This window comes from Pseudarthrobacter sp. MM222 (assembly GCF_947090775.1).
In the GTDB taxonomy this organism is placed as follows: Bacteria; Actinomycetota; Actinomycetes; order Actinomycetales; family Micrococcaceae; genus Arthrobacter.
Map to the genome: position 1 here is coordinate 1,656,703 of NZ_OX352321.1, position 23,851 is coordinate 1,680,553.

Genomic DNA, 23,851 nt, shown 5'->3' on the forward strand with positions numbered 1-23,851 from the left:
CAATGGTCAGCACGCCCACACGCACCCCGGCCAAGCCCGGCGCCGCCCAGTCCCCATCCGGGAAAGCACCCGGTGCGCCGGGCCAGGCCGCCGGACCGGTGCCCGCCAAGCGGCTCTCGCCCCTGGGCAGGGCCCGCGGCTGGTCGCGGGGATTCTGGTCCGCGCTGGAAGGCACGGGCAAGTCCCGCAACGGCTCGACGTATTACCTGATCCTCGGCGCCACGCTGGCACTGACCGCAATCGGGATTCTGATGGTGCTTTCGGCTTCCAGCGTGGAGGCCATCGCGGCGGGGGAGTCGCCCTACTCGGCTGCCATGAAGCAGGGCATGTTCGCCGCCATCGGGCTCTTCTGCATGTTCCTGCTCTCGCGGGTCAATGTCGTCTGGCTCAAGCGGTTCGCGTGGCTGGCAATTCTCCTGGCGCTGGCCCTGCTCGTCCTGGTGCTCCTGATGGGGCGCAGCGCCCTGGGCAACAAAAACTGGATCGACATCGGACCCTTCACGTTCCAGCCATCCGAGGCGGCCAAACTGGCCCTTGCGCTCTGGATGGCCACGGTACTCGGCGCCAAGGCCAAGCTCCTGAGCCAGTCCAAGCACGCACTGATTCCCGTTGGCCCGGTCGCGGCGCTCGTCATCGGGCTCATCCTCGCCGGCAACGACCTCGGTACGGCCATGATCGTCATGATGATCACCGCCGCGGCACTCTTCTTCGCAGGAGTCCGGCTCTACATCTTCGGCATCGGCGGGATCGTACTCGGCGCCGCCACGGCCGTGCTGGCCATCACCAGCCCCAACCGCGTCTGCCGCATCCTGTCCTGGACCGGCCAGACCTGCGCCGACGGCTCGGACCTGAACTACCAGTCGACCAACGGCCTCTACGGTCTCGCCTCCGGCGGGTGGTTCGGGGTGGGGCTGGGGCAGAGCCGGCAGAAGTACAGCTGGATTCCGGAGGCCCACAACGACTTCATCTTCGCCATCATCGGCGAGGAACTCGGCCTGATCGGCACCCTCGTCGTCCTGGTCCTGTTCGGTATCCTGGGTACCGCCATTTACCGCGTCGTCGTGGCGCAGAAGGACATGTTCCACCGGGTCCTTGCCGGGACCATCATGGTCTGGCTGCTCGGCCAGGCCACCGTCAACATGGCGGTCGTCACCGGCCTGGCTCCCGTGGTGGGCATCCCGTTGCCGTTCATTTCCTACGGCGGCTCGGCCCTCCTGATGTCGCTCTGCGCCATCGGCGTAGTCTTGTCTCTGGCCCGGGCGCAGATGGCGCCCGGCATGCAGCCCAAGGGGATGTTCCGGTTCGGCCCGGCCGGCCTCGCCAGATCCCTTCGAAAAAGAGCCGCTGCCCGGGCCGCCCGGAACGCGGACACCGCACCATCCAGCCCCGCCCCGCAGCATGGGGCACCGAAGACCGCGGCGCCGTCCTATCCCGCGCCGGCCAATCCTGCGCTGACGAATCCTGCGCCGAAGAATCCGGCAGCCAGGAATCCGGCCCGGAACCCAGCACCCAAGAACCCAGCACGAAAGCGGAAATAAGCCTTCATGAGTACCGAGTCGCCCTTGTCCGTCGTCCTCGCCGGCGGCGGAACAGCCGGGCACATCAGCCCGCTCCTCGCCATCGCGCACGCGATCCGGGAAGCCCGTCCCGGCGCCCGGCTCCTCGCCGTCGGCACCCCCAACGGGATGGAGGCCCGGCTGGTACCGGCCGCAGGGGTGGATCTCGCCACCATCAGTCGGGTCCCTTTTCCCCGCAAACCGTCGCTTGACCTGCTCCGGCTACCCGGCCGGCTCGCCGGTGCCGTGAAGCAGGCCGGGGTGATCCTCGACGAGGCCCGAGCCGATGTGCTCGTGGGCGTCGGCGGATACGTCTGCACGCCCATGTACCTCGCCGCCCGGCGACGGAACATTCCGATCGTTGTCCATGAAGCCAATACCCGGCCGGGACTCGCGAACCGCGTGGGGGCGCGGCTTGGCGCACGAGTCGCCGTCGCCTTCGCCGGCACCAGGCTCCCCGGAGCCCTCCACGTCGGCATGCCCATGCGCCGGGAGGTCTCCGGCCTGGACCGTGCGGCGGCCAGGGCGGCTGCCCGGACCGCGCTCGGCCTCGATCCGCGGCAGCCCACGCTCATCGTCACCGGCGGCTCCTCGGGAGCCCAGAGCATCAACCGGACCATCGCGGCTTCCGTCAGTGCCCTCGCCGAAGCCGGGATCCAGACCCTGCACCTCACCGGGCGGGACAAGTCAGTCCACGATGCCGACGGCAAGCCGCTCGCGGCACCCGGGTACCGGCAGGTGGAATACGTGGACGGGATGGAATCGGTCTACGCCGCCGCCGATCTGCTGCTGGCCCGCGCCGGAGCTGCGACTGTCTGTGAGGTGGCCGCCGTCGGCGTGCCCGCGGTGTTCGTGCCGCTCCCGATCGGCAACGGCGAGCAGGCCCTCAATGCCGCCGGACTGGTGGACGCCGGCGGCGCCCTGATCGTGGCGGACAACGCGTTCACCCCGGAGTGGGTGCGCCGGAACATCATCCCGCTGCTCCTGGACGGCGGGCGGCTTTCCGGGATGGCAACCAGCGCCGGGGAGCTCGGCATTCGCGACGCAGACCGGCGGATGGCCGATCTCGTCCTCGAAGCGGCAGCGTCGTCGAAGGCAGCCTCTTCGAAACAGCACAGCAGGAAGCGGTAACGCCATGACCCAGCACCAAAACCAGCCGGAGCCGCAGGCCGTGCGCCCGCAGGAGTCCCTCGGCAGGGTCCACTTCATCGGCATCGGCGGAGTGGGCATGTCCGCCGTCGCCCGCATCCTGGTGGCCCGCGGCCTCCCGGTCAGCGGCTCCGACGCCAAGGACCTCCCGGTCATGTCCGAGCTCGCCGCCGCCGGTGCCCGGATCCACGTCGGCTACGCCGCCGCCAACCTCGGCGACGCGCAAACCGTCGTGGCCGGTTCAGCGATCCGTCCGGACAACCCCGAACTGGCCGCGGCACGGTCCGCCGGGCTGCCCGTGCTGCACCGGTCCGAGGCGCTGGCATCCACAATGGCGGACGACGTCGTCGTGACCGTTGCCGGCACGCATGGAAAATCCACCACGACGTCGATGGTTACCGTTCTGCTGCAGGGCGCCGGACTCGATCCGTCCTTCGCGATCGGCGCCAACGTCCCGGCGCTGGGCGTCAATGCCGCCTCCGGCAGCTCGCGCATCTTCGTCGCCGAGGCCGACGAGTCCGATGGGTCCTTCCTGAACTACCGCCCGCAGATCGCGGTGGTCACCAACGTCGAGCCCGACCACCTGGACCACTACGGCACCGCCGAAGCCGTCTACGCCTCCTTCGACCGCTTCACCGAACTGCTGCCCGCCGACGGCGTCCTGGTGGCCTGCGCGGACGACGACGGCGCCAGGGCCCTGGCCCGGCGCACGCTCGAGCGGGGCAACACCCGGGTGGTCCTTTACGGCACCGCCGACGACGCCGAAGTGAAGCTGCACGACGGGGGTCCCGGCGATGTCCGGATCGAAACCGCCGGGGGCCGGTTCGGCGTCGACCTGCAGGTTCCCGGCCGGCACAACGCGCTCAACGCCGCCGCGGCGTTCGCCGTCGCGCTGGAACTCGGCGTCGATCCCGGGGCCGCGGCCGGAGCCCTCGCGCACTTTTCAGGGGCGTCGCGGCGCTTCGAGTTCAAGGGTGCGGGCCGCGGCGTGCGCGTCTACGACGACTACGCGCATCACCCCACCGAGGTCCGCGCCGCGCTGTCCGCCGCCCGCTCCGTAGCCGGCGGGCACAAGGTGCATGTGCTCTTCCAGCCGCACCTGTTTTCCCGGACCCGCGAATTCGCCCGCGACTTCGCCGAAGCGCTCACCGCCGCGGACACGGCGCTGGTGCTGGACATCTATCCGGCTCGTGAGGACCCCATCCCCGGCGTCAGCAGCCAGCTGATCGCCGAACACCTGGGCCCGGGGGCCGGCTCGTGGGCCCGGGCGCGGACGCTGTTCAGGCCCTTGTGGCCGCGGCATCCCCCGGCGACATCGTGCTGACGGCCGGAGCCGGCGATGTCACCGCCTACGGCCCGCTCATCGTAGAAGCCCTGGCCGGGACACCGGAATCCGGAGCAGCCGGTGGCTAGCACCCGCCGCCCCACGTACAAGGCCGGCGTCCGCCGGTCAGATCCGGACCGTCCGGGCGGAATGCCGGCGGACGTCATTTCGGCGTCGAAGGCCGAACCCGCGCCGGGCAGCCGTGCCGTTGCCTCCGGTGCTCCTGACAAGCAGCAGGACAACATTCTGTCCTTCCCGGAGCCCAAGGCCAAGCGGCGGAAAAGGATCGTCCTGAGCACCCTCGGAGTTCTGGCGGCGCTCGTCGCGGCGATCGTTCTGGCGGCCGTCTACACTCCGGTGCTGGCGTTGCGGACCGTCACCGTGGAGGGCACAAAGCTACTCAGCGCGGAACAGGTGCAGGCGGCACTGGCGCCGCTGGAGGGGAAGCCGCTGCCACAGATCAGCGACGCGGACGTCACGGCCCTGCTCCAGCCGCTTGTCCAGATCAAGGCGGTGACCACCCAAGCGCGCCCGCCCGCCACGCTGGCGGTCCGCATCACCGAGCGCGTCCCGGTGGCCAAGCTCAAGCAGGGGAACGGCCTGCAACTGGTGGACGCCGAGGGCATCCCGCTCAGTGCCACCACGGAGGACGCTTCGGTGGCGCTTCCCGTCATTGACGCCGGCGAGGGCGTCCTGGCTCCGGAGCTGTTCCACGCCATTACGGGGGTGCTGGGCGCTCTTCCGGCAGACGTGCTCGCCAAGCTTTCCGACGCGTCAGCAAAGTCCGCGGACGCCGTCGAACTTAAACTTGTTGACGGGCAGACTATCATCTGGGGAAACGCGGGGGAGAAGGAACTCAAGGCACGGGTCCTGGCCGCCCTCCTTAAGGTTCCCGCCGACCCGAAAAACCCGGTGCGGATCTACGATGTCAGCGTGCCCCGGCACCCTGTCACCCGCTAGCGTCCGGACGCACCACATTTTTTATTTGGCCGGTATTCCCGCGACACGCGGCCCCGGTTATTGAATGTCCCCTACATAGGAAATACCGTTCCAGACATGAGTTACTTGACATAACTATAACCTTCAACTCGAAGGTTAACGTTCAAGGCTTCAAGTCCGACTCCAATCAGTTTTCGCAATAGAACACGAACAAGGGACACGTAACGTGGCAGCTCCGCAGAATTACTTGGCCGTCATCAAGGTCGTCGGCATCGGCGGCGGTGGCGTGAACGCAGTCAACCGCATGATCGAAGTCGGCCTCCGCGGCGTCGAGTTCATCGCCATCAACACCGATGCCCAGGCATTGCTGATGAGCGATGCCGACGTCAAGCTCGACGTCGGCCGCGAGCTGACCCGCGGGCTGGGTGCCGGGGCGAACCCTGAGGTCGGCAAGCAGGCTGCCGAGGACCACGCCGACGAGATCGAAGAGGTCATCCGCGGCGCAGACATGGTCTTCGTGACCGCCGGCGAGGGCGGCGGCACCGGAACCGGCGGCGCACCCGTCGTGGCGCGCATCGCCCGCTCGCTCGGCGCGCTGACCATCGGCGTCGTCACCCGGCCCTTCACCTTCGAAGGCCGCCGCCGCGCCGGCTCCGCCGAGGCCGGCATCGACGCCCTCCGCGACGAAGTCGACACCCTGATCGTCATCCCGAATGACCGCCTGCTCTCCATCAGCGACCGCAACGTCTCCGTCCTTGACGCGTTCCGTTCCGCCGACCAGGTCCTGCTGTCCGGTGTCCAGGGCATCACCGACCTGATCACCACCCCTGGCCTGATCAACCTCGACTTTGCCGACGTCAAGTCGGTCATGCAGGGTGCCGGTTCGGCACTGATGGGCATCGGCTCGGCACGCGGCGAAGACCGTGCCGTCAAGGCCGCGGAGCTCGCCATCGCCTCGCCCCTGCTCGAAGCCTCCATCGACGGCGCACACGGCGTCCTGCTGTCCATCCAGGGCGGCTCGGACCTCGGCCTGTTCGAGATTAACGAAGCGGCCCGCCTGGTCCAGGAGGTAGCCCACCCGGAGGCCAACATCATCTTCGGCGCCGTCATCGACGACGCCCTCGGTGACGAAGCCCGCGTCACGGTCATCGCAGCCGGCTTCGACGACGTCAAGGCCACCTCGCCGTCCATGGACCAGTCACTGCCGCAGACCGCGCCGCAGCGCCCGGCAGCCCCGGCCCCGGCGCCCGCGCAGGCACCCGCCTCGGCCCACGTCCAGCCGCTGCACGCAACGGTCGGAGCGTCCGGCCTCGGCGGCTGGGGCCAGCAGCGCCCGTCCGCGGTGCCGGCGGACTCCGGATTCGACGTCGACCTGCCCTCCGTTGTGGAACCGGATCTGTCCGGCCGCCACTCGGATGACCTGGATGTCCCCGACTTCCTGAAGTAAGGTCCCGAAGCACCATGGCACTGCCGGTTGGCAGTGCCATGGTGCTTTCTCGTAGGATCGAAGTCCGGTACAAGAGTTTGGCGGCGATTTGGGGTTTCGAGTGTTTTCGTGGCGGGCGGAAGTCCGGCCTGGCGTGTGGGTTGCTTTCAGCAACGCCGCCGCCGGCAATCTGGCACTTCATGTCGGCGACGATCCGGCGGACGTCCGGCGCCGCCGGCGCGAACTTGAACGGGCCGCGGGCCTGGGCGCCCGTGGTTTCCAGTACATGAACCAGGCTCATGGCAGCGAGGTCGCCACCATCGATCCCGCTCCAGCCATTCCTGTCCCGACGGCGGATGCCATGGTGTCCCGCGGCGCCGCCCTGGCCGTGATGGTCGCGGATTGCGTCCCCGTGGTCCTGGTGGGCAGCGCCGCCGGGGGAGAGCCGGTGCTCGGCGTCGTGCACGCCGGCCGGCCCGGCGTCGCCTCCGGAGTGGTTTCCGCCGCGGTGGCCCGGATGCGGGAGCTCGGAGCCGACGAGATCAGCGCGTGGATCGGGCCCTCCGTCTGCGGCCGGTGCTACGAGGTTCCGGCCGACATGCGGGCTGAGGTTGGGACGATCGTCCCCGGGACCTGGTGCGAGACCTCCCGCGGGACGCCCGGACTGGACCTGCCGGCCGGAGTCCGCCACCAGCTGGAAGCAGCCGGCGTGGCCGTCGAGTACTCCGGCGGCTGCACCCTCGAAGACGACGAACTGTTCTCCTACCGCCGCGACCCCCACACCGGACGGTTCGCCGGCCTGGTCTGGACCGGTTCCGGGGACAGGACTGAGTTCGCTGACAGGACTGAGTTCGCTGACAAGACGGTGGCGGGCATCGATGACTGAGCAGTCCGATCCCCGGCTGGCGCAGCTCCGGGAGCGCCTCGCCGCCGTCCGGCAACGGATCGACGGCGCCGTCGCGGCTGCCGGGAGGCAGGACGCGGCGCCGCAGCTAATAGTCGTCACCAAGTTCCACCCCGCCGAGGACGTTCGGCGGCTTGCGTCACTGGGCATCACCGACGTCGGCGAAAACCGGGACCAGGAAGCCGCGGACAAGGCGGCCGGACTCGGCGACCTTGGACTCCGCTGGCACTTCATCGGACAGCTCCAAAGCAACAAGGCCAAGTCCGTCGTGAAGTACGCCTCCGCCGTGCACTCCGTTGACAGGCCCCAGCTCGCCGGGGCCCTGGCGAAAGCCATGGCCGCCGAACACGAGCGCACCGGACGCGGGCCGCTTGACTGCTACATCCAGGTCAGCCTCGACGACGACGCCGACGGGCACCGGGGCGGCGCGCTCCCTGCGGACGTCCCCGTGCTGGCGGAGCGGCTGGCAGGCGCCGACGGGCTTCGGCTCGCAGGCGTCATGGCGGTAGCCCCGCTCGGCGCGGATCCGGTCCGCGCGTTCGAGAAGCTTGCACGAATCTCGGCCCGGCTGACGGACGTGTATCCGGACGCTACCGGCATTTCCGCGGGCATGAGCCAGGACCTCGAAGCGGCCATCCGATCCGGTGCGACACACCTTCGCATTGGCTCCGATATTCTCGGTCCGCGTCCGGCGTTGCGGTAGGTTCAACGTATTGGAAGGTAATGGCGGGAATTCCAAGGCTGTCAGGTCATTTTGAGCGGCCCGCTTACGGACACGATTAGGAGTCGACCATGGCTGGCGCTCTGCGCAAGACAATGATCTATCTTGGGCTCGCCGATGGCGAGGAACACTACGAGTCTGAGCACCCCAAACCGCACAAGGACGAGGACGATTCCATGGAGCACGACCGCGAGGAGCGCCGTGCGCCGGCGCCTGTCCGCGAGGTCCCCAGGGAAGAGCCCCACGCCGCTGAAGAGGAATATCGCGCACCTGTGACACCCATTAAGCGAGCGGCCTCGAGCCGCGAAGAACACACCGGACTGCGGCAGATCACCACGATCCACCCGCGCTCCTACAACGATGCCAAGCTCATCGGTGAAAGCTTCCGCGACGGCATCCCCGTCATCATGAACGTCACAGACATGGGAGAAGCGGACGCCAAGCGGCTCGTCGACTTCTCCGCAGGACTGGTTTTCGGCTTGCGGGGCAGCATCGAACGCGTCACGAACAAGGTGTTCCTGCTGTCGCCGTCGTACGTTGAAGTCATCGGCGATGACAAGAAGATCAGCGAGACCCAGGCCAGCTTCTTCAACCAGAGCTAGTACAGGATTTCTTCATTGATGCCAGGCAGGGACACCTGTCTGGCATCCGTGCTGAATTATCCGTGTTGAAATAGAGGCGTAACCATCCCAAGGACACTGCGGTATCCGGAATGAACATGGAGATATGAGTTAACTCATGGGAATCGTTTTCGGACTTGTCTATCTCGCGCTGCTGTTCTTCTTCGTGGCCCTGATTGTCCGGCTGGTTTTTGACTGGGTCCAGATGTTCGCGCGGAGCTGGCGGCCGCGCGGAGTGGCCCTGGTGGCCGCGCACGCTGTGTATTCCATCACAGACAGGCCCCTCAAACTGCTCCGGCGCCTCATCCCGCCGCTGCGGCTGGGTGGAATCTCCCTGGACCTCGGCTTCCTGCTGCTGTTCATTGCCGTGTCGGTGGCCATGGCTGTCGCCAAGAGCCTCGTCTACGCCCAGCCCATAACCGCCTAACGGGGCGGCGGATCCAGTCCGCGACCAAACTGATAGAAAACTCCGGTTTGACACCGCGGTGTTGAATTAGAGTAACCAGACCATATTTAGGTACCGTAGTTTGACGGCCGAAAGGCCTACTGACTAACTAGACCAACGAGGTGACCAGATGGCTTTGACGCCAGAAGACGTTGTCAACAAGCGCTTTCAGCCGACCAAGTTCCGCGAAGGCTACGACCAGGATGAAGTTGATGACTTCCTGGACGAGATCGTCGTCGAACTGCGACGCCTGAACCAGGAGAACGACGAGCTGCGCAAGAAGCTCGCCGAACTCAGCGCCGGCACGCCTGCCAGCTCCACCGCCGCGGCTCCCGTGGTTGAAAAGGTGCCGGCTCCCGTCAAGGCCGACAAGGATAAAGAAGACCGCGCCAAGGCAGAAGCCGAGGCCAAGGCAAAGGCGGCCGCAGAAGCTGCCAAGAAGAAGGAAGCCGAGCAGGCTGCCAAGGCAGCCCAGGCCGCCGCCCCGGCACCGGCCGCCACTCCGGCCTCGGAGTCCGCAGCCGGCCTGCTCGCAATGGCGCAGCAGATGCACGACAAGCACATCGCTGACGGCGAGCAGCAGCGCGACAAAATTATCGCTGAGGCCCAGATTGAGGCCAGCAGCCTTGTCAACGATGCCCAGGAAAAGTCCCGCAAGATCCTGGGCGCCCTCGAGCAGCAGCGCTCCGTGCTGGAGCGCAAGGTCGAACAGCTCCGCGGCTTCGAGCGCGACTACCGCTCCCGCCTGAAGGCCTACATCGAAGGCCAGCTGCGCGACCTGGATGCCCGTGGTTCGGTGGCGGCCCCCGAGGTCGAAGCTACCAGCTAGCTATTAAGCAAGTATTCTGAAAGCCGGTGGCTGAGGATTCCTCGGCCGCCGGCTTTTGGCATTAACCGCCACAATCCGTGGCCTGCCCGCCCCGGCAGTACGCCCCCAGTCCCAGCACTGGCTCCCGAACGAAAGCCCTATGACTGACGCCCCAACCCCTGATGCCACGTCGCCTGCGCAGGCAGCGCACCCCAAGCCCCGCCGGGCGCTGCTGCTCTCGGTGTTCTCCGGACTTGCAGTGTTCGCGTACGCATTCGACCAGCTGACCAAGCTCTGGGTCACCAGCACCATGGTCGAGGGCGAGCGGATCCCGGTGCTGCCCCCGTTGCTGCACTGGTACTACATCCGCAATTCCGGGGCGGCCTTTTCCATCGGCGAAAACATCACATGGGTCTTCACCATCATCATGGCCGCCGTGTCAGTGGCCATCCTGCTCCAGCTGCGGAAGCTGGGCTCGGTCTGGTGGGCACTGGCGCTTGGCCTGCTGCTGGGCGGCGCCCTGGGAAACCTCACCGACCGGCTGTTCCGGGAGCCTTCCTTCGCCATGGGCCACGTGGTGGACTTCATCCAGCTCCCCAATTTCGCGATCTTCAACATTGCCGATTCCGCCGTCGTGTCCTCCGTTGTGATCATCTGCCTGCTCACCCTGAGGGGCATCGCCCTCGACGGCTCGCACCACCAGAAGGTACCGGTACAGCAGAATGACTGATGACATAGTGATCGACTCCGCGGCACCCCGGCACTTCGTGGTGCCGGACGACCTTGCCGGCACCCGGGTGGACGCCGGCCTGGCGAAGCTGATGGACATTTCCCGTTCCCAGGCCGCCACGCTCATCGCCGAAGGCAATGTGACGTGCAACGGCAAGCCCGTCGGCAAATCCCTCAAGCTCAGCGCCGGCGCGGTCCTCGACGCCGTCGTCCCGGAACGGCGGGACCCCCTGGAAGTCGTGGAGGAAGTAGTGGAAGACCTGTTGATCCTGTTGGACGATGACGAGTTCGTCGTTCTCGACAAACCGGTGGGCGTTGCGGCACACCCCTCACCGGGCTGGGTGGGCCCGACCGTCGTCGGCGGGCTCGCCGGCGCGGGCTACCGGATCTCGACCTCCGGGTCGCCCGAGCGGGCCGGTATCGTCCACCGGCTCGACGTCGGTACCTCCGGGGTCATGGTGGTCGCCAAGACCGAAAACGCCTACACCGCCCTGAAGCGCGCGTTCAAGGAACGCACCGTGGACAAGGTGTACCACGCCGTCGTCCAGGGCCTCCCGGACCCGCTGGCGGGCACCATCGACGCGCCGATCGGCCGGCACCCGGGCCACGACTGGCGGTTCGCCGTGATCGAGGACGGCCGCGATTCCATCACCCACTACGAGGTCCTCGAAGCATTCGGCAAGGCCTCACTCGTGGAGGTGCACCTGGAAACGGGACGTACCCACCAGATCCGGGTGCACTTTTCTGCCCTCCGGCACCCCTGCGCCGGAGACCTGACCTACGGTGCCGATCCGCGGCTCGCCGCGACCCTGGGACTGACACGGCAGTGGCTGCACGCCCGCGCGCTGTCCTTCGACCACCCCCGGACGGGGGAGCGCGTCTCGGTCACCAGTGAGTACCCGCAGGACCTGCGCTATGCCCTGGAAGTCCTCGAATCCGGACAGGCCTGACCGTGCGTGCCTGGCAGCACGGGGCCAGCGACGGCACTAGAATAGTCCGGTGACTTCCAGCAACGACTCGTTTGTCCATCTCCACAACCACACCGAGTACTCGATGCTGGACGGCGCCGCCCGGCTCGGCGAGTTGTTCGATGAAACCGAGCGGCTGGGCATGCCCGCACTGGCCACGACGGACCACGGCTACCTCTTCGGCGCTTTCGACTTCTGGAAGAGGGCCACCGACAAGGGCATCAAGCCGATTATCGGCGTCGAGGCGTATGTGACGCCGGGAACCGCGCGCACCGACAAGAGCCGGGTCCGCTGGGGCGAGGAGAACCAGCGGAAGGACGACATCTCCGGCGGCGGCTCCTACACGCACATGACGCTGCTCAGCTACAACAACAAGGGCATGCGGAACCTCTTCCGTGCCTCTTCGATCGCCTCCTTGGACTCAGTCTTCGGCAAATGGCCCCGGCTGGACCGTGAGCTGCTGAACACGTACTCCGAGGGTTTGATCGCCACCACCGGTTGCCCGTCCGGTGAGGTCCAGACGAGGCTCCGGCTGGGGCAGTACCGGGAAGCCGTCGAGGCGGCCGCCGAGTTCCGGGACATTTTCGGTGCCGAGAACTACTTCTGCGAACTCATGGACCATGGCCTGGACATCGAGCGGCGCGTCACGGGTGACCTGCTGCGCCTGGCCAAGGAACTGAACATCCCGCTGGTTGCCACCAACGACCTCCACTACACGCACGAGCACGACGCGAAGGCGCACGAGGCCCTGCTGGCCATCCAGTCGGGGTCCACCCTGCTGGAGCCGACATACGACAACGGCGGCTCGCGGTTCGCCTTCTCGGGCAGCGGGTACTACCTGAAGTCACCGCAGGAAATGCGGGAGCTGTTCCGGGACCACCCGGAGGCGTGCGACAACACGCTCCTGATCGCCGAGCGTTGTGAAGTCTCGTTCAATACCGGCGCCAACTACATGCCCCGGTTCCCCTGCCCGGAGGGGGAGGATGAGACGTCCTGGCTGGTCAAGGAAGTCGACAAGGGGCTCCGCTACCGCTATCCCCAGGGCATCCCGGACAAGGTGCGCACCCAGGCCGACTACGAACTCGGCGTCATCAACTCCATGGGTTTCCCGGGCTACTTCCTCGTGGTGGCCGACTTCATCAACTGGGCCAAGAACAACGGCATCCGGGTGGGTCCCGGACGTGGCTCGGGGGCCGGGTCCATGGTGGCCTATGCCATGCGCATCACCGACCTCGATCCGCTGCACCACGGCCTGATCTTCGAGCGCTTCCTCAACCCGGACCGCGTCTCCATGCCCGACTTCGACGTCGACTTCGATGACCGCCGCCGCTCCGAGGTGATCGACTACGTCACGCGCAAGTACGGCGACGAACGTGTCGCGATGATTGTCACCTACGGAACCATCAAGACCAAGCAGGCGCTCAAGGACTCCTCGCGCGTGCTGGGCTACCCGTTCAGCATGGGCGAGACGCTCACCAAGGCGTTGCCGCCGGCCGTGATGGCCAAGGACATTCCGCTCGCGGACATCCAGAACAAGGACTCCAAGCGGTACAGCGAGGCCGGTGACTTCCGGCAGCTGATCGCCACCGACCCGGAAGCCGCCAAGGTCTTCGAAACGGCGCTCGGCATCGAGGGGCTGAAACGCCAGTGGGGTGTCCACGCGGCAGGCGTGATCATGTCCTCGGACCCGATCATCGACGTCATCCCCGTCATGCGCCGCTTCCAGGACGGCCAGGTCATCACCCAGTTCGACTATCCGACGTCCGAGGGCCTCGGCCTGATCAAGATGGACTTCCTCGGCCTTCGAAACCTCACGATCATTTCCGACGCCCTGGAAAACATCAAGATGAACCGTGGCGTGGACCTGGACCTCGAATCCCTGGCCCTCGACGACGCCCCGTCCTACGAACTGCTGGCCCGCGGCGACACCCTGGGTGTGTTCCAGCTCGACGGCGGGCCGATGCGCTCCCTGCTCAAGCTCATGAAGCCTGACAACTTCGAAGACATCTCCGCCGTGCTGGCCCTCTACCGGCCGGGCCCCATGGGCGCCAACGCCCACACCGACTACGCCCTGCGCAAGAACAAGATCCAGGACGTCATCCCGATCCACCCGGAGCTGGAGGAACCGCTCGCGGAAATCCTGGGCGGGACCTACGGGCTGATCGTGTACCAGGAGCAGGTCATGGCCGTGGCGCAGAAGCTCGCCGGCTACACCCTCGGCCAGGCCGATATCCTGCGCCGCGCCATGGGCAAGAAGAAGAAATCCGAGCTGGACAAGCAGTTCGCCGGCTTCTCCCAGGGCATGCAGGACAACGGCTACTCGATGGCCGCGGTCAAGACCCTCTGGGACATCCTGCTGCCGTTCTCGGACTACGCCTTCAACAAGGCGCACTCGGCCGCCTACGGCGTGATCTCCTACTGGACCGCGTACCTGAAGGCGCACTACGCGCCGGAATACATGGCGGCCCTGCTTACCAGCGTCGGAGACGACAAGGACAAGTCGGCGATCTACCTCAACGAATGCCGGCGCATGGGCATCACCGTGCTCCCGCCGGACGTCAACGAGTCGGCGCTCAACTTCACGCCGGTCGGCACCGACATCCGCTTCGGCATGGGCGCCATCCGCAACGTCGGCGTCAACGTCGTCGAGGCAATGGTGGCGGCGCGGGAGAAGGAAGGCGCCTACACGTCCTTCAAGGATTACCTCATGAAGGTCCCCGCGGTGGTGTGCAACAAGCGCACCATTGAATCCCTGATCAAGGCGGGCGCCTTCGATTCCCTCGGGCATCACCGGCGCGCCCTGGCCATGGTCCACGAAGAAGCGATCGACTCGGTCATCACGCTCAAGCGCAATGAGGCGATCGGGCAGTTCGACCTCTTCGCCGGTTTCGACGAAGCCGAATCAGAGGCGTCCCTGAGCATCGAGATCCCCGACCTGCCCGAATGGGAGAAGAAGGACAAGCTCTCGTTCGAACGCGACATGCTCGGCCTGTACGTCTCGGACCACCCGCTGCAGGGGCTCGAAGGGCTCCTGAGCCAGCACGCGGACCAGTCCATCACCTCGCTCATCGCCGAGGACGGACCGCACGACGGCGCCATTGTCACCATCGCGGGCATGATCACCTCGCTGAGCCGCCGGATCGCGAAAGCCAGCGGCAACGCCTACGCCCGCGCGGAGATCGAGGACCTCGGCGGTTCCGTGGAAGTCATGTTCTTCGGCCAGGTCTACGGGCCCATCGCCTCGGTGCTGGCCGAGGACCTGATCGTGGTGGTCAAGGGCCGGCTGCAGCGCCGCGACGACGGCGCCGTCGCGCTGAACTGCATGGAACTCTCCGTCCCCGACCTCAGCGAGGGCCTGAACGGGCCCCTGGTGATCACCATGCAGACGCACAAGGCAACCGAAGCCGTGGTGACCGAACTGGGCGACGTGCTCAGGACGCACCGCGGCAAGTCCGAGGTCCGCCTGCACCTGCAGGGCGACTCCCGGGTGGAGGTCATGGGCCTGCCCGTGCACCTGCGCGTCAACCCGAGCCCCTCCCTGTTCGGCGACTTGAAGGTGCTCCTCGGCCCGACCTGCCTGGACAGCTGACGCCTGTGTCTGGTGAGGGTCAGATCTCGTAGTCCAGCGGGACGGGCTGGCTGTAGGCGCCGGAGTGGTAGAGCAGGGGAGCGCCGTCGTCGCCGACCTCGCCTTCCACCACCTCGACCACCACCACCGCGTTGTTCTCGAAGGAGAGCCGCATCTGGACCTTGCCGATCAGCCAGCCAGCGACGTCCTTTAACACGGGGACCTCGTGGGGCCCCAGCTCCCAGTGGTCGCCTTCGAACCGGTTCCGGGTCCTGGCGAAACGGTCGGCCAGGTCCTGGTTCTCCAGCCCGAGCATATGCACGCCGATGTAGGTGGTATTGGCCACCGCCGGCCAGGAACTGGACGTGCGCGCCATGTTGAAGGTGAACCGAGGGGGCTTGGCCGACAGCGAGGCCACCGAGGTCGCGGTGAAACCGAAGGGCACGCCGTTGTAGTTGGCGGTGATGATCGCCACCCCTGCCGCATGCCGGCGGAACATTTCCTTGAACGTTCCTTCGAAGGCTCCGTCATCTGAGGCCACTGCGATCCAACTCCCTGCTGCACGTGCGGAAAATGTCTACCCTGCCAGCGTATGGCTCCCCGGACAGGCCGCGGTACTTGTTTACCCGCCGCCGTCATGGACCGTCATCCGGGGCCGGGCGGCGCCACGCGCGCGGCCGGCCCAAAGCTTGTTAAGGTTTGTTGCATGACACAGCCAGCAGTACCCGTCCCGGTCCAGCGGTCGAACGACGGCGGGGATGGTCCCGCGCCACAGGACCGGGAGCATGGGGCCGGCGGGTCAGGCCTGCGCAGGGCAACAGCCATCGCCGCTGTCGGAGTGCCGGTGGGATTGCTCTGGTGGGTGCTGGCGCCCTCCGGGCTGAACGCCCTCTCGGGCGACCCTGCGCTTCGCAACGGCAGCAATCTGGAGACGTGGCTCCCACGGGACCTGGTGCTGGCCGGGCTGTTCCTGCTTGCCGGCTGCATCGCCGGAGCGCTGGCGTCCGGCACGAAGCATCAGGAGCCGTCGTCCAGGGACGTCGTCCTGGCGGTCGCTGCCGGGGCGGCGGGAGCGCTCCTTGCCTGGGGAACCGGCGTGCTGTGCGGCCTCTGGTGGGGCACGGAGGACGCCTCCACCAACGCCAGCATCGCGTTTTCACTGCGTTCCTATGCCGTCCTGGCGATCTGGCCCGCGGCCATCGCTGTGTCCATCTTCGCCGGCAGGCTCTTCGCCGCCCCGCGGAAGCCGTCGTCCGGGGAACCCGCGGCGTAACAGCGACCGGCGGACGCGGGCCGGCGCGTAAAATGGACGGGTGACCTTTACACCTGAGAGCCCTGTTCCCGCAGCCGCAGCCGACCTCACTTTCCGCACCGTCGACCTGCGTGGCCGGCGGCTGTCCCTTGCCGGGCTCCGCGCCGCGGTGCCGCGGGCGCAGACCGGCACCATGGCCGACGCCGAAGAGAAGGTCCTCAGCATCATCGCGGCGGTCCGCAGCCGCGGCCTCGAAGCCCTCCGTGAACTGGCGCTGACGTTCGACGGCGTCGAGCAGGTGCATCCGCGGGTCCCGGCCGAGGCCTTGCAGGCAGCGTTGGCCGGCCTCGATCCCGCGGTGCGGGCAGCACTGGAAGAGTCCATCCGGCGGGCACGCCGTTTCGCAGACGCCCAGCGTCCGGCGGGCACCGACGTCGAACTCGGCGACGGCGCAGTAGTCAGCCAGAACTGGGTCCCGGTGGGCCGGGTGGGTCTCTACGTGCCCGGTGGGCTGGCGGTGTACCCGTCCTCGGTGATCATGAACGTAGTACCGGCACTGGCGGCCGGCGTCGAGTCCATTGCGCTGGCATCACCGCCGCAAAAAGACTTCGGCGGCCTCCCGCACCCCACCATCCTGGCGGCCGCATGCCTGCTCGGCATCGAGGAGGTCTACGCGATTGGCGGCGCCCAGGCCATTGCCGCGTTCGCCTACGGCATCCCGGCCTCCGGGGCGGATTCGGAGCCCGATGCCGGACTGGACCCCGTGGATGTGGTCACCGGTCCGGGCAACATCTTCGTCGCCACGGCCAAACGCCTTGTGAAGGGCGTCGTGGGGATCGATTCCGAAGCCGGCACCACCGAAATCGCCATCCTGGCCGATGCCACCGCCCGGGCGGACCTCGTCGCCGCGGACCTGATCAGCCAGGCCGAGCACGATCCCAAGGCAGCCTCCGTGCTCATCACCGATTCCGAGGAGCTCGCGGCAGCCGTCCGCGAGGAGCTGGAGCGCCAGGCAGCCGGGACCAAGCACGGCGCCCGGGTCCGCGAGGCCCTCTCCGGCCCGCAGTCCGGCGTTGTCCTGGTGGACGACCTGGAACAGGGGATCGCCGCCTGTGACGCCTACGCCGCGGAGCACCTGGAAATCATGACGGCGGACGCCGCCGGCGTGGCCGCGCGGATCCGGAACGCCGGGGCTATTTTCGTCGGCGACTACAGCCCCGTCAGCTTGGGCGACTACTGTGCGGGGTCCAACCACGTGCTGCCGACCAGCGGCACCGCAGCCTTCTCCTCCGGACTAAACGTCACGACTTTCCTGCGTGCCATTCAGGTGATCAACTACAGCCGCGCGGCGCTGGAGCAGGTCAGCGCCCACATCGTGAGCCTGGCGGGGGCCGAAGACCTGCCAGCCCACGGCGAGGCGGTCACGGCGCGGTTCGGAAACGGCGCCTGACCACTACATGTAGTAATTACAGGCTTGTTATTCAGCTACATCTAGTCGTAAACTGATGGTGCCAGCCGGCGGCCGGCGACCTTTTTTGCGACAGGGGAGGAAAAGACGTGTATTGCCCGTTTTGCCGTAACCCTGACTCCCGCGTGGTGGACAGCCGGATCGCCGACGACGGCTCAGCCATCCGGCGCCGTCGGCAGTGCCCCGAGTGCGGCCGGCGGTTTACCACAGTGGAGACCACCAGCCTCACGGTGATCAAGCGCTCCGGCGTCGGTGAGCCGTTCAGCCGCAGCAAGGTCATCAATGGCGTCCGGAAAGCCTGCCAGGGCCGCCCCGTGACCGAAGACGACCTCGCCCTGCTGGCGCAGGAAGTCGAAGAGGCCATCCGCGCCTCAGGCGCGGCGGAAATCGAGGCCCACGAGGTTGGTCTCGCCATCCTGAACCCGCTGCAGAAGCTGGACGAGGTGGCCTACCTGCGGTTTGCAAGTGTGTACCAGGCCTTTGAATCCCTCGAGGACTTTGAAGCAGCCATCTCGCTGCTGCGCCACGAGGCCGGCGCCAAGGGCCTGGAGGGCAAAAGCTCCCAGAAGAGCCCGCTCTAGGCCCCGATCCCGGGAGCCGGACCAACAGACTCCGGTGGTGGCAACGGAGGGGAAGCCGCGGCCACCACCGGCACCACGTAGTCAGCTATCTGCCGCCGGACACCGGCAGCACAGCGCCGGTGATGTACCCGGCTTCGGCAGACAGCAGCCACAGCACGGCGGCCGCGACCTCGTCCGGCTCCGCCCCACGGCCCATCGGAATGGTGGAGTTCAGCCGCTCCACCCGGTCCGGCATCCCCGCGGCCGCATGCAACCCGGTTTTGGTGCTCCCGGGGGCCACGCAGTTCACCCGGATGCCCTGCGCCGCCACCTCCGCCGCCAGGCCCACTGTCAGCACGTCAACCGCGCCCTTCGACGCCGCGTAATGCACCCACGTTCCGGGTGAGCCGGCCTTCGTCGCGGTGGAGGAGATATTGATGATGGAGCCGCCGGGGCCGCCCCGGTCCCGGCTGAGCCGCCGCACGGCCTCCTGGCAGACAAAGATCAGTCCGGCCGCGTTCACCTCGAGGACCCGCCGGACCGTGGCCGCGGGCACCTCCACGAGGGGCCCGATCAGGTTTCCGGTGATCCCGGCATTGTTGACGACGGCGGCCAGCGGACCCAGCACTTGCGCGGCGTCGAACAAGGCCGCCACGGCGTCGGGGTCGCCCACGTCCGCCTCAACGGCCAGCGCCGAACCGCCGCCGGTGACGATGGCGCCGACCACCGCGGCGGCACCGTCGGCGTCGGCGGAATAGTTGACGACGACGGCGTAACCGGCGCGGGCGGCCCGCAGGGCAATCGCCGCGCCTATGCCGCGGCTGCCGCCGGTAACGATGACGACATCCGGGCCGGAGACGCCCATGGCGCTACTTGGCCAGTTTGTGGGTCAGGGCGACCTCGATGGCGGCACCGACGATGCCGGCGTCGTTCTTCAGCTCCGCCGGGACAATCGGCGTGCGGAGCTTCATCCGCGGCAAGTACTCGTCGGAGCGCTTGGAGATGCCGCCGCCGACGATGAACAGTTCGGGGGAGAAAAGGAACTCGACATGGGAGAAGTACCGCTGCAGCAGCACGGCGTACTCTTCCCAGCTCAGGCCGTCCCGCTCACGGGCCACCGCCGAAGCTTTGCTCTCCGCGTCGAATCCGTCAATTTCGAGGTGGCCCAGCTCGGCGTTGGGAACGAGCTTGCCGTCGAAGATGAAAGCGGAACCGATCCCGGTGCCGAGGGTGATGACCAGCACGGTGCCTGCCACGCCTTCGCCGGCGCCGTAGCGCGCCTCGGCCAGGCCGGCCGCGTCGGCGTCGTTGATGACCTCGACGGGACGGCCCAGACGGGCGGTAAGCAGGGCATCGATATTCAGGTCCAGCCAGGCGTTGTCCACGTTCGCCGTCGAGTGGACCACTCCGTGCTGGATGATGCCCGGGAAAGTCACGCCGACCGGTGCGTCCGTGTCCGGGGCGTCGGCGCGCTTGGACAGCTCGGAGACGACATGCGCCACGACTTCGGCAACAGCTTCCGGAGTGGACGGCTGCGGGGTGGGGACGCGGAGCCGGTCGCCCACCAGCTTGCCCTTCTTCAGATCCACGATCCCGCCCTTTATCCCGGTGCCGCCGATGTCAATGCCGATCAGCAGGGAGTTCTTCTTCGACTTCTCGTCCTTCTTGGCCAATGTCATTCCGTTCGTGGCAGGGGGCGGGCTAGGAAAAGGTGCGGCCAGGGCCGGCGGCGAAGACCGGGATCTTCAGGGATGCTGCAGGGATTCAGGGGAGGGTGAGGACCTCGGCGCCGGACTCGGTCACCAGCAGCGTGTGTTCAAACTGGGCAGTGCGCTTGCGGTCCCGGGTAACCACTGTCCAATCGTCGGCCCACATATCCCAGTCGACGGTGCCGAGCGTGAGCATGGGTTCAATCGTAAAGACCATACCTGCCTCTATCACCGTGTTGTAGGCCGGGGCAGCATCGTAGTGCGGGATGATCAGGCCCGTGTGGAAGGCCTCGCCCACGCCGTGCCCGGTGAAGTCGCGGACCACGCCGTAGCCGAAGCGCTTGGCGTAGGACTCGATGGTCCGGCCGATCACGTTGATTTCGCGTCCCGGCGCCACCGCGCGGATGGCGCGGTTCAACGATTCCTGGGTGCGCTCGACGAGCGAGCGGGATTCCTCGTCGACGTCGCCGACCAGGAAGGTGAAGTTGGTGTCGCCGTGCACGCCACCGATGAACGCGGTGATGTCGATATTGAGGATGTCGCCGTCCTGGACGACCGTGCTGTCCGGGATGCCGTGGCAGATCACTTCATTTAGCGAGGAGCACAGTGATTTGGGGAAGCCACGGTAGCCGAGCGTGGACGGGTACGCCTTGTGGTCCAACAGGAACTCGTGGCCCACGCGGTCCAGCTGGTCGGTGGTGACGCCGGGCCGGATGTGCTTTCCGACCTCCACGATCGCCTGGGCGGCAATCCGGGACGCGATCCGGATCTTCTCGATGGTCTCTGCCGTCTTGACCTCCGACCCGGTGAACTTTGCCGGTGCGGGCTTTCCCACGTACTCGGGGCGGGGGATGGACGCCGGTACGGAAAGCTGCGGGCTGACTGTTCCCGGGGCCAAGGTGCCGATGGGTGCAGTCGAGGCAAGTGAAGGCATAGATTGATCATATAAGGCCCCGGCCGAAGGCCGTTAAATGCAGCTGGAAAATACAGCCGCTGGAAACGGCCGGAAAACAACTCCGGAATGTACGTCGGAACAAGAGGAGCAGCAATGCCCGAGTACTGGTACAACGTCAACACGCACGAGGTTGAAGAGGACGCCCTCTCCGACTGGAGCCAGCTGATCGGCCCCTACAAGACGCGGGAAGAAGCCGAGCACGCCCTGGAAAAGGTCAAGGCGCGCAATGAGACGTGGGAAAAAGACGACGACGACTAAGCCCGGGCAGCCGGGCTGAGTGGGCCTGGAACGTTGGGCAGCTGGCCTTGGGAGGGGTGCTGCAGGAGGGAAACGTCCCGGCCCGTGGAGGGATACGGGCTGGTCGGCGGCATTGGCCGGTACGAGGATGCCTGGCGGATGGCCTACGGGCGCGGTCCGGAGGGAACTATTGTGGCGTTGGCTGAGCGGACTAGCTGACCTAAGCCTCGGCCCGACGAGGCAACCTGGCCCTCAACGGCCGTCTTCGGGCCCTTAGCAATGCAACAAGAGAGCCCACAAGAGGTCTCCTTGAGAGCGCAGGCGTGCTAATGCTTGGACCAGCGTGGACGGGATCGCTCGATGATGCTGGCGGTCGCAGCAGCTGCTGTGAGTGCTGTAGCCAGCAGAAGCGGCGCCCAAACCGTTTGTGCGATGGTTGCCCCCGCGACGGCTGTCCCGGCTGATCCTGCCGCGATCTTGAGCGCGCCTACCCAGATGAAGACTTGGCCGCGAGCCTCAATGGGTGCGTATTCACTTCGCGCGGCGAGTGTCGCCGCGAAGAACATCGCATTAGCGACCCCTGCCAGGCAGAAGGCAATGAGGGATGTGGGGAGTGTCGGAGTAAGCATCACCAGTATCAGCGTTGCTGCGACGAGCGCAGCGAGGGAGCTCGTGAGGGGGTCTGCATCGCGGCGAAGCGGCCGAAGCATAAGCCCTGCTGATCCGAGAAGATTCCCTATCCCGTAAGCCGCGACCAGGGTTCCGGCGGCTGAGGCCCCGCCGAACGCGGGAGCTGTTGCAACGGCGTAGATCGGTAACGCGGCGACGGAGAAGGCGACGGTCACGGTGAGGCCGAGTGTGCGCCGTAGCGGGCCGTCGGCCCATATCAGGCTCAGTGTTCGCCCGGGCGATGGCACGTCAACTGCCTTGTCGGGTGGCTCTTGCCTGGGGAGTGCGAGGACGGCTCCCGCCCCGATCACGGCGGCTCCGGCCAGAACCAGTGTCGCGGTAAGTGCGTCAGATGCTGCCGCGATCCACGCCACGGCTGCGGGGCCGAGGGTGCCGCTCAGCCCGTAGCTTGCGACATCCCAGCCTTGTGCTCTCCGTTGGCTGCGCTGCTCAGGGCCGGCGATGGAGGGCAGGCGGCTACTGACCCCGCCGGTAAGCATCGGCCCGAAGATGCCGGAGACAAAGAGCAGCATGGCTGGCCAGATCGCCACTGTGACCGGCAGGAGCAGCGCAGCAGCACCGAGCAGCACCCCGTGGAGGACGGCAGAGAATGCAATCACCTTGCGCCCGTCACGGGCTGTATCGAGGTGTCGTGCGATGAACGGGCCGAGCAGGTGGGGTGCGGTGATTGATGCTCCCAGGAGTCCGGCCAACCAGCCCGGCATCCCGCAGGCGTGCGCGAGCAGCACGATGGCGACCACTGCGCCGCCGTCTGCGCTGCGAACGAGTGTCGCGGCGAAGACGTAGCGCGCCAGCGCCCCGGCCCGGCGGTCCTTCCCGCGTGGAACGCCGAGGTTGGCGCTACGGGTTGAGCCCGAGCTCATCGACAATCGTGCCAACGCGGGCACGCTGCTTCTCGGTCAATCCCTGGAGGGGAAGCGGCAGGCACGATGGTGATGCCAATCCCAGCTGTTCCGCAATTGCCGCAACAACCCGGATACTCCCGCCAAACTCGGCAAACAACTGCCACAACGGTGCAAGCCGTTCGGACTCGGCGGACGCGTCGGAGACCCGCCCTTCCAAAGCGGCCCGGGTGATCCGCAATGCAAGTGCGGGCAGGGTGCCGCCGATGACCGAGTACCAGGCATCGCAGCCGGCAGCCAGACCGGCGGCGGCCTGGGCGTCTCCGGATACCCCGATGGTCACGTGTTTGGGAACAACCGCCCGGATTTCCTGAACCCGCGCCTCCGCTTGCTCCGGATCGGCCGGTACACCGGGGATTTTGATGGACGCGATACGGGGCAGCTCCGCGATGCGTCCGTAAAGCTCGGTGCTGAAGGCGAAGTGCGTGGTGCCGGGATTGTCATAGACGACGACGGGCAGTGACGAGTGCGCTGTGACCGTCCGGAAGAGTCCGAACACATCATCCTCAGTGAGGGGCTGATAGGTCATCGGCGCCAGCAGCAGCGCCGACGCTCCGGCCCGCTCGGCGTTTTCGGCGTTCGTCAGGACATGTGAGGTCCGCAGTGCCCCGATCCCGATAAACACTGGTGTTTCGCCAGCGTTCTCGACAGCCAGGTGCGCAATACGGCTTCGCTCATCACTGCTCAGGTAGGCGTACGAACCAGTGGAGCCGAGCGCCGTGATGGAGTCGACCTTGGCCTCGCTGAGCCTTTGTACCAAGCGGGCAAACGAAGCCTCGTCTACCGCGTCGTGTGCTAGCGGGGTGATGGGGAAAGCGCTCAAGCCAGTGAACATCGTTCTAACTCCCTTATTAGATTCCGAATGAAAGCCGTGTGTGGGCGGAGGTCGCCACGCCCTTTGTGAGCACGCTCCGGCGGGTT

Annotated in this window: 22 protein-coding genes and 1 pseudogene; 17 read left to right on the top strand and 6 right to left on the bottom strand. The window is 66.9% G+C overall.

Annotated features, from left to right (window positions below; all coding sequences use genetic code 11):
• Positions 1-2: 2 nt before the first annotated feature.
• The 13 genes and pseudogenes from ftsW (at position 3) to dnaE (ending at position 15,178) form a co-directional block, all read left to right on the top strand.
• Positions 3-1,538: a putative lipid II flippase FtsW gene (gene ftsW, locus OM977_RS07495; RefSeq protein ID WP_264356863.1), complete on the top strand. Its 1,536-nt coding sequence runs from the start codon at positions 3-5 to the stop codon at positions 1,536-1,538.
• Positions 1,539-1,544: 6 nt separating this feature from the next.
• Positions 1,545-2,687, top strand: a complete 1,143-nt coding sequence (murG, locus tag OM977_RS07500) for an undecaprenyldiphospho-muramoylpentapeptide beta-N-acetylglucosaminyltransferase (RefSeq protein ID WP_264356864.1) — start codon at positions 1,545-1,547, stop codon at positions 2,685-2,687.
• Positions 2,688-2,691: 4 nt separating this feature from the next.
• Positions 2,692-4,118: pseudogene (murC, locus tag OM977_RS07505) on the top strand (UDP-N-acetylmuramate--L-alanine ligase).
• Positions 4,111-4,989, top strand: coding sequence for an FtsQ-type POTRA domain-containing protein (locus tag OM977_RS07510; RefSeq protein ID WP_264356865.1), 879 nt, complete (start codon positions 4,111-4,113; stop codon positions 4,987-4,989). Before murC ends, OM977_RS07510 begins: the two are co-directional and overlap by 8 nt.
• A gap of 205 nt (positions 4,990-5,194) precedes the next feature.
• Positions 5,195-6,415 (top strand): cell division protein FtsZ, encoded by a 1,221-nt coding sequence (gene ftsZ / locus OM977_RS07515; RefSeq protein WP_264356866.1) that lies wholly within the window; start codon positions 5,195-5,197, stop codon positions 6,413-6,415.
• Between the two features lie 100 nt (positions 6,416-6,515).
• Entirely contained in the window at positions 6,516-7,280 is a 765-nt protein-coding gene (locus OM977_RS07520) for a polyphenol oxidase family protein (RefSeq protein ID WP_264356867.1), read from the top strand.
• A complete protein-coding gene (locus OM977_RS07525; RefSeq protein WP_264356868.1) occupies positions 7,273-8,001 on the top strand; it encodes a YggS family pyridoxal phosphate-dependent enzyme in 729 nt (242 codons plus the stop codon). The genes OM977_RS07520 and OM977_RS07525 overlap by 8 nt, the downstream gene beginning before the upstream one ends.
• Before the next feature lie 89 nt (positions 8,002-8,090).
• Complete coding sequence (locus tag OM977_RS07530) at positions 8,091-8,621, top strand: cell division protein SepF (protein WP_264356869.1); 531 nt, start codon at positions 8,091-8,093, stop codon at positions 8,619-8,621.
• A gap of 136 nt (positions 8,622-8,757) precedes the next feature.
• The gene (locus OM977_RS07535) at positions 8,758-9,066 is read left to right on the top strand and encodes a YggT family protein (protein ID WP_264356870.1); all 309 of its coding nucleotides are present in this window, start codon (positions 8,758-8,760) and stop codon (positions 9,064-9,066) included.
• Positions 9,067-9,214: 148 nt separating this feature from the next.
• Positions 9,215-9,913: a DivIVA domain-containing protein gene (locus OM977_RS07540; protein ID WP_264356871.1), complete on the top strand. Its 699-nt coding sequence runs from the start codon at positions 9,215-9,217 to the stop codon at positions 9,911-9,913.
• A gap of 139 nt (positions 9,914-10,052) precedes the next feature.
• On the top strand, positions 10,053-10,622 hold the full coding sequence (lspA, locus tag OM977_RS07545) for a signal peptidase II (RefSeq protein ID WP_264356872.1): 570 nt from the start codon (positions 10,053-10,055) through the stop codon (positions 10,620-10,622).
• Positions 10,615-11,571, top strand: a complete 957-nt coding sequence (locus OM977_RS07550) for an RluA family pseudouridine synthase (protein ID WP_264356873.1) — start codon at positions 10,615-10,617, stop codon at positions 11,569-11,571. The genes lspA and OM977_RS07550 overlap by 8 nt, the downstream gene beginning before the upstream one ends.
• Positions 11,572-11,620: 49 nt before the next feature.
• A complete protein-coding gene (dnaE, locus tag OM977_RS07555; protein WP_264356874.1) occupies positions 11,621-15,178 on the top strand; it encodes a DNA polymerase III subunit alpha in 3,558 nt (1,185 codons plus the stop codon).
• Between the two features lie 19 nt (positions 15,179-15,197).
• On the opposite strand, the gene OM977_RS07560 is transcribed toward dnaE, so the two are convergent.
• On the bottom strand, positions 15,198-15,656 hold the full coding sequence (locus tag OM977_RS07560; protein WP_264357345.1) for a flavin reductase family protein: 459 nt from the start codon (positions 15,654-15,656) through the stop codon (positions 15,198-15,200).
• A gap of 207 nt (positions 15,657-15,863) precedes the next feature.
• Between OM977_RS07560 and OM977_RS07565 the strand changes: the two genes are divergently transcribed.
• The 3 genes from OM977_RS07565 (at position 15,864) to nrdR (ending at position 18,458) form a co-directional block, all read left to right on the top strand.
• Positions 15,864-16,430: a hypothetical protein gene (locus tag OM977_RS07565; RefSeq protein WP_264356875.1), complete on the top strand. Its 567-nt coding sequence runs from the start codon at positions 15,864-15,866 to the stop codon at positions 16,428-16,430.
• Positions 16,431-16,470: 40 nt separating this feature from the next.
• Positions 16,471-17,859, top strand: a complete 1,389-nt coding sequence (gene hisD / locus OM977_RS07570) for a histidinol dehydrogenase (protein WP_264356876.1) — start codon at positions 16,471-16,473, stop codon at positions 17,857-17,859.
• A gap of 107 nt (positions 17,860-17,966) precedes the next feature.
• Entirely contained in the window at positions 17,967-18,458 is a 492-nt protein-coding gene (nrdR, locus tag OM977_RS07575) for a transcriptional regulator NrdR (RefSeq protein WP_264356877.1), read from the top strand.
• Between the two features lie 85 nt (positions 18,459-18,543).
• Here nrdR and OM977_RS07580 read toward each other — a convergent pair whose 3' ends face one another.
• The 3 genes from OM977_RS07580 to map all read right to left on the bottom strand — a co-directional run bounded on the left by OM977_RS07580 (position 18,544) and on the right by map (position 21,080).
• The gene (locus OM977_RS07580; protein WP_264356878.1) at positions 18,544-19,302 is read right to left on the bottom strand and encodes an SDR family oxidoreductase; all 759 of its coding nucleotides are present in this window, start codon (positions 19,300-19,302) and stop codon (positions 18,544-18,546) included.
• Positions 19,303-19,306: 4 nt separating this feature from the next.
• Positions 19,307-20,110: a polyphosphate--glucose phosphotransferase gene (gene ppgK, locus OM977_RS07585; RefSeq protein ID WP_264356879.1), complete on the bottom strand. Its 804-nt coding sequence runs from the start codon at positions 20,108-20,110 to the stop codon at positions 19,307-19,309.
• A gap of 91 nt (positions 20,111-20,201) precedes the next feature.
• On the bottom strand, positions 20,202-21,080 hold the full coding sequence (gene map, locus OM977_RS07590) for a type I methionyl aminopeptidase (RefSeq protein WP_264356880.1): 879 nt from the start codon (positions 21,078-21,080) through the stop codon (positions 20,202-20,204).
• Positions 21,081-21,194: 114 nt separating this feature from the next.
• Here map and OM977_RS07595 point away from each other — a divergent pair, with 114 nt between their 5' ends.
• Entirely contained in the window at positions 21,195-21,359 is a 165-nt protein-coding gene (locus tag OM977_RS07595) for an SPOR domain-containing protein (RefSeq protein ID WP_264356881.1), read from the top strand.
• Between the two features lie 305 nt (positions 21,360-21,664).
• Here the strand turns inward: OM977_RS07595 and OM977_RS07605 are convergent, their stop codons facing one another.
• Together OM977_RS07605 and OM977_RS07610 are read right to left on the bottom strand one after the other, a co-directional pair.
• Complete coding sequence (locus OM977_RS07605; protein ID WP_264356882.1) at positions 21,665-22,891, bottom strand: MFS transporter; 1,227 nt, start codon at positions 22,889-22,891, stop codon at positions 21,665-21,667.
• Positions 22,869-23,765 (bottom strand): dihydrodipicolinate synthase family protein, encoded by an 897-nt coding sequence (locus OM977_RS07610; RefSeq protein ID WP_264356883.1) that lies wholly within the window; start codon positions 23,763-23,765, stop codon positions 22,869-22,871. Before OM977_RS07610 ends, OM977_RS07605 begins: the two co-directional genes overlap by 23 nt.
• Positions 23,766-23,851: the final 86 nt, after the last annotated feature.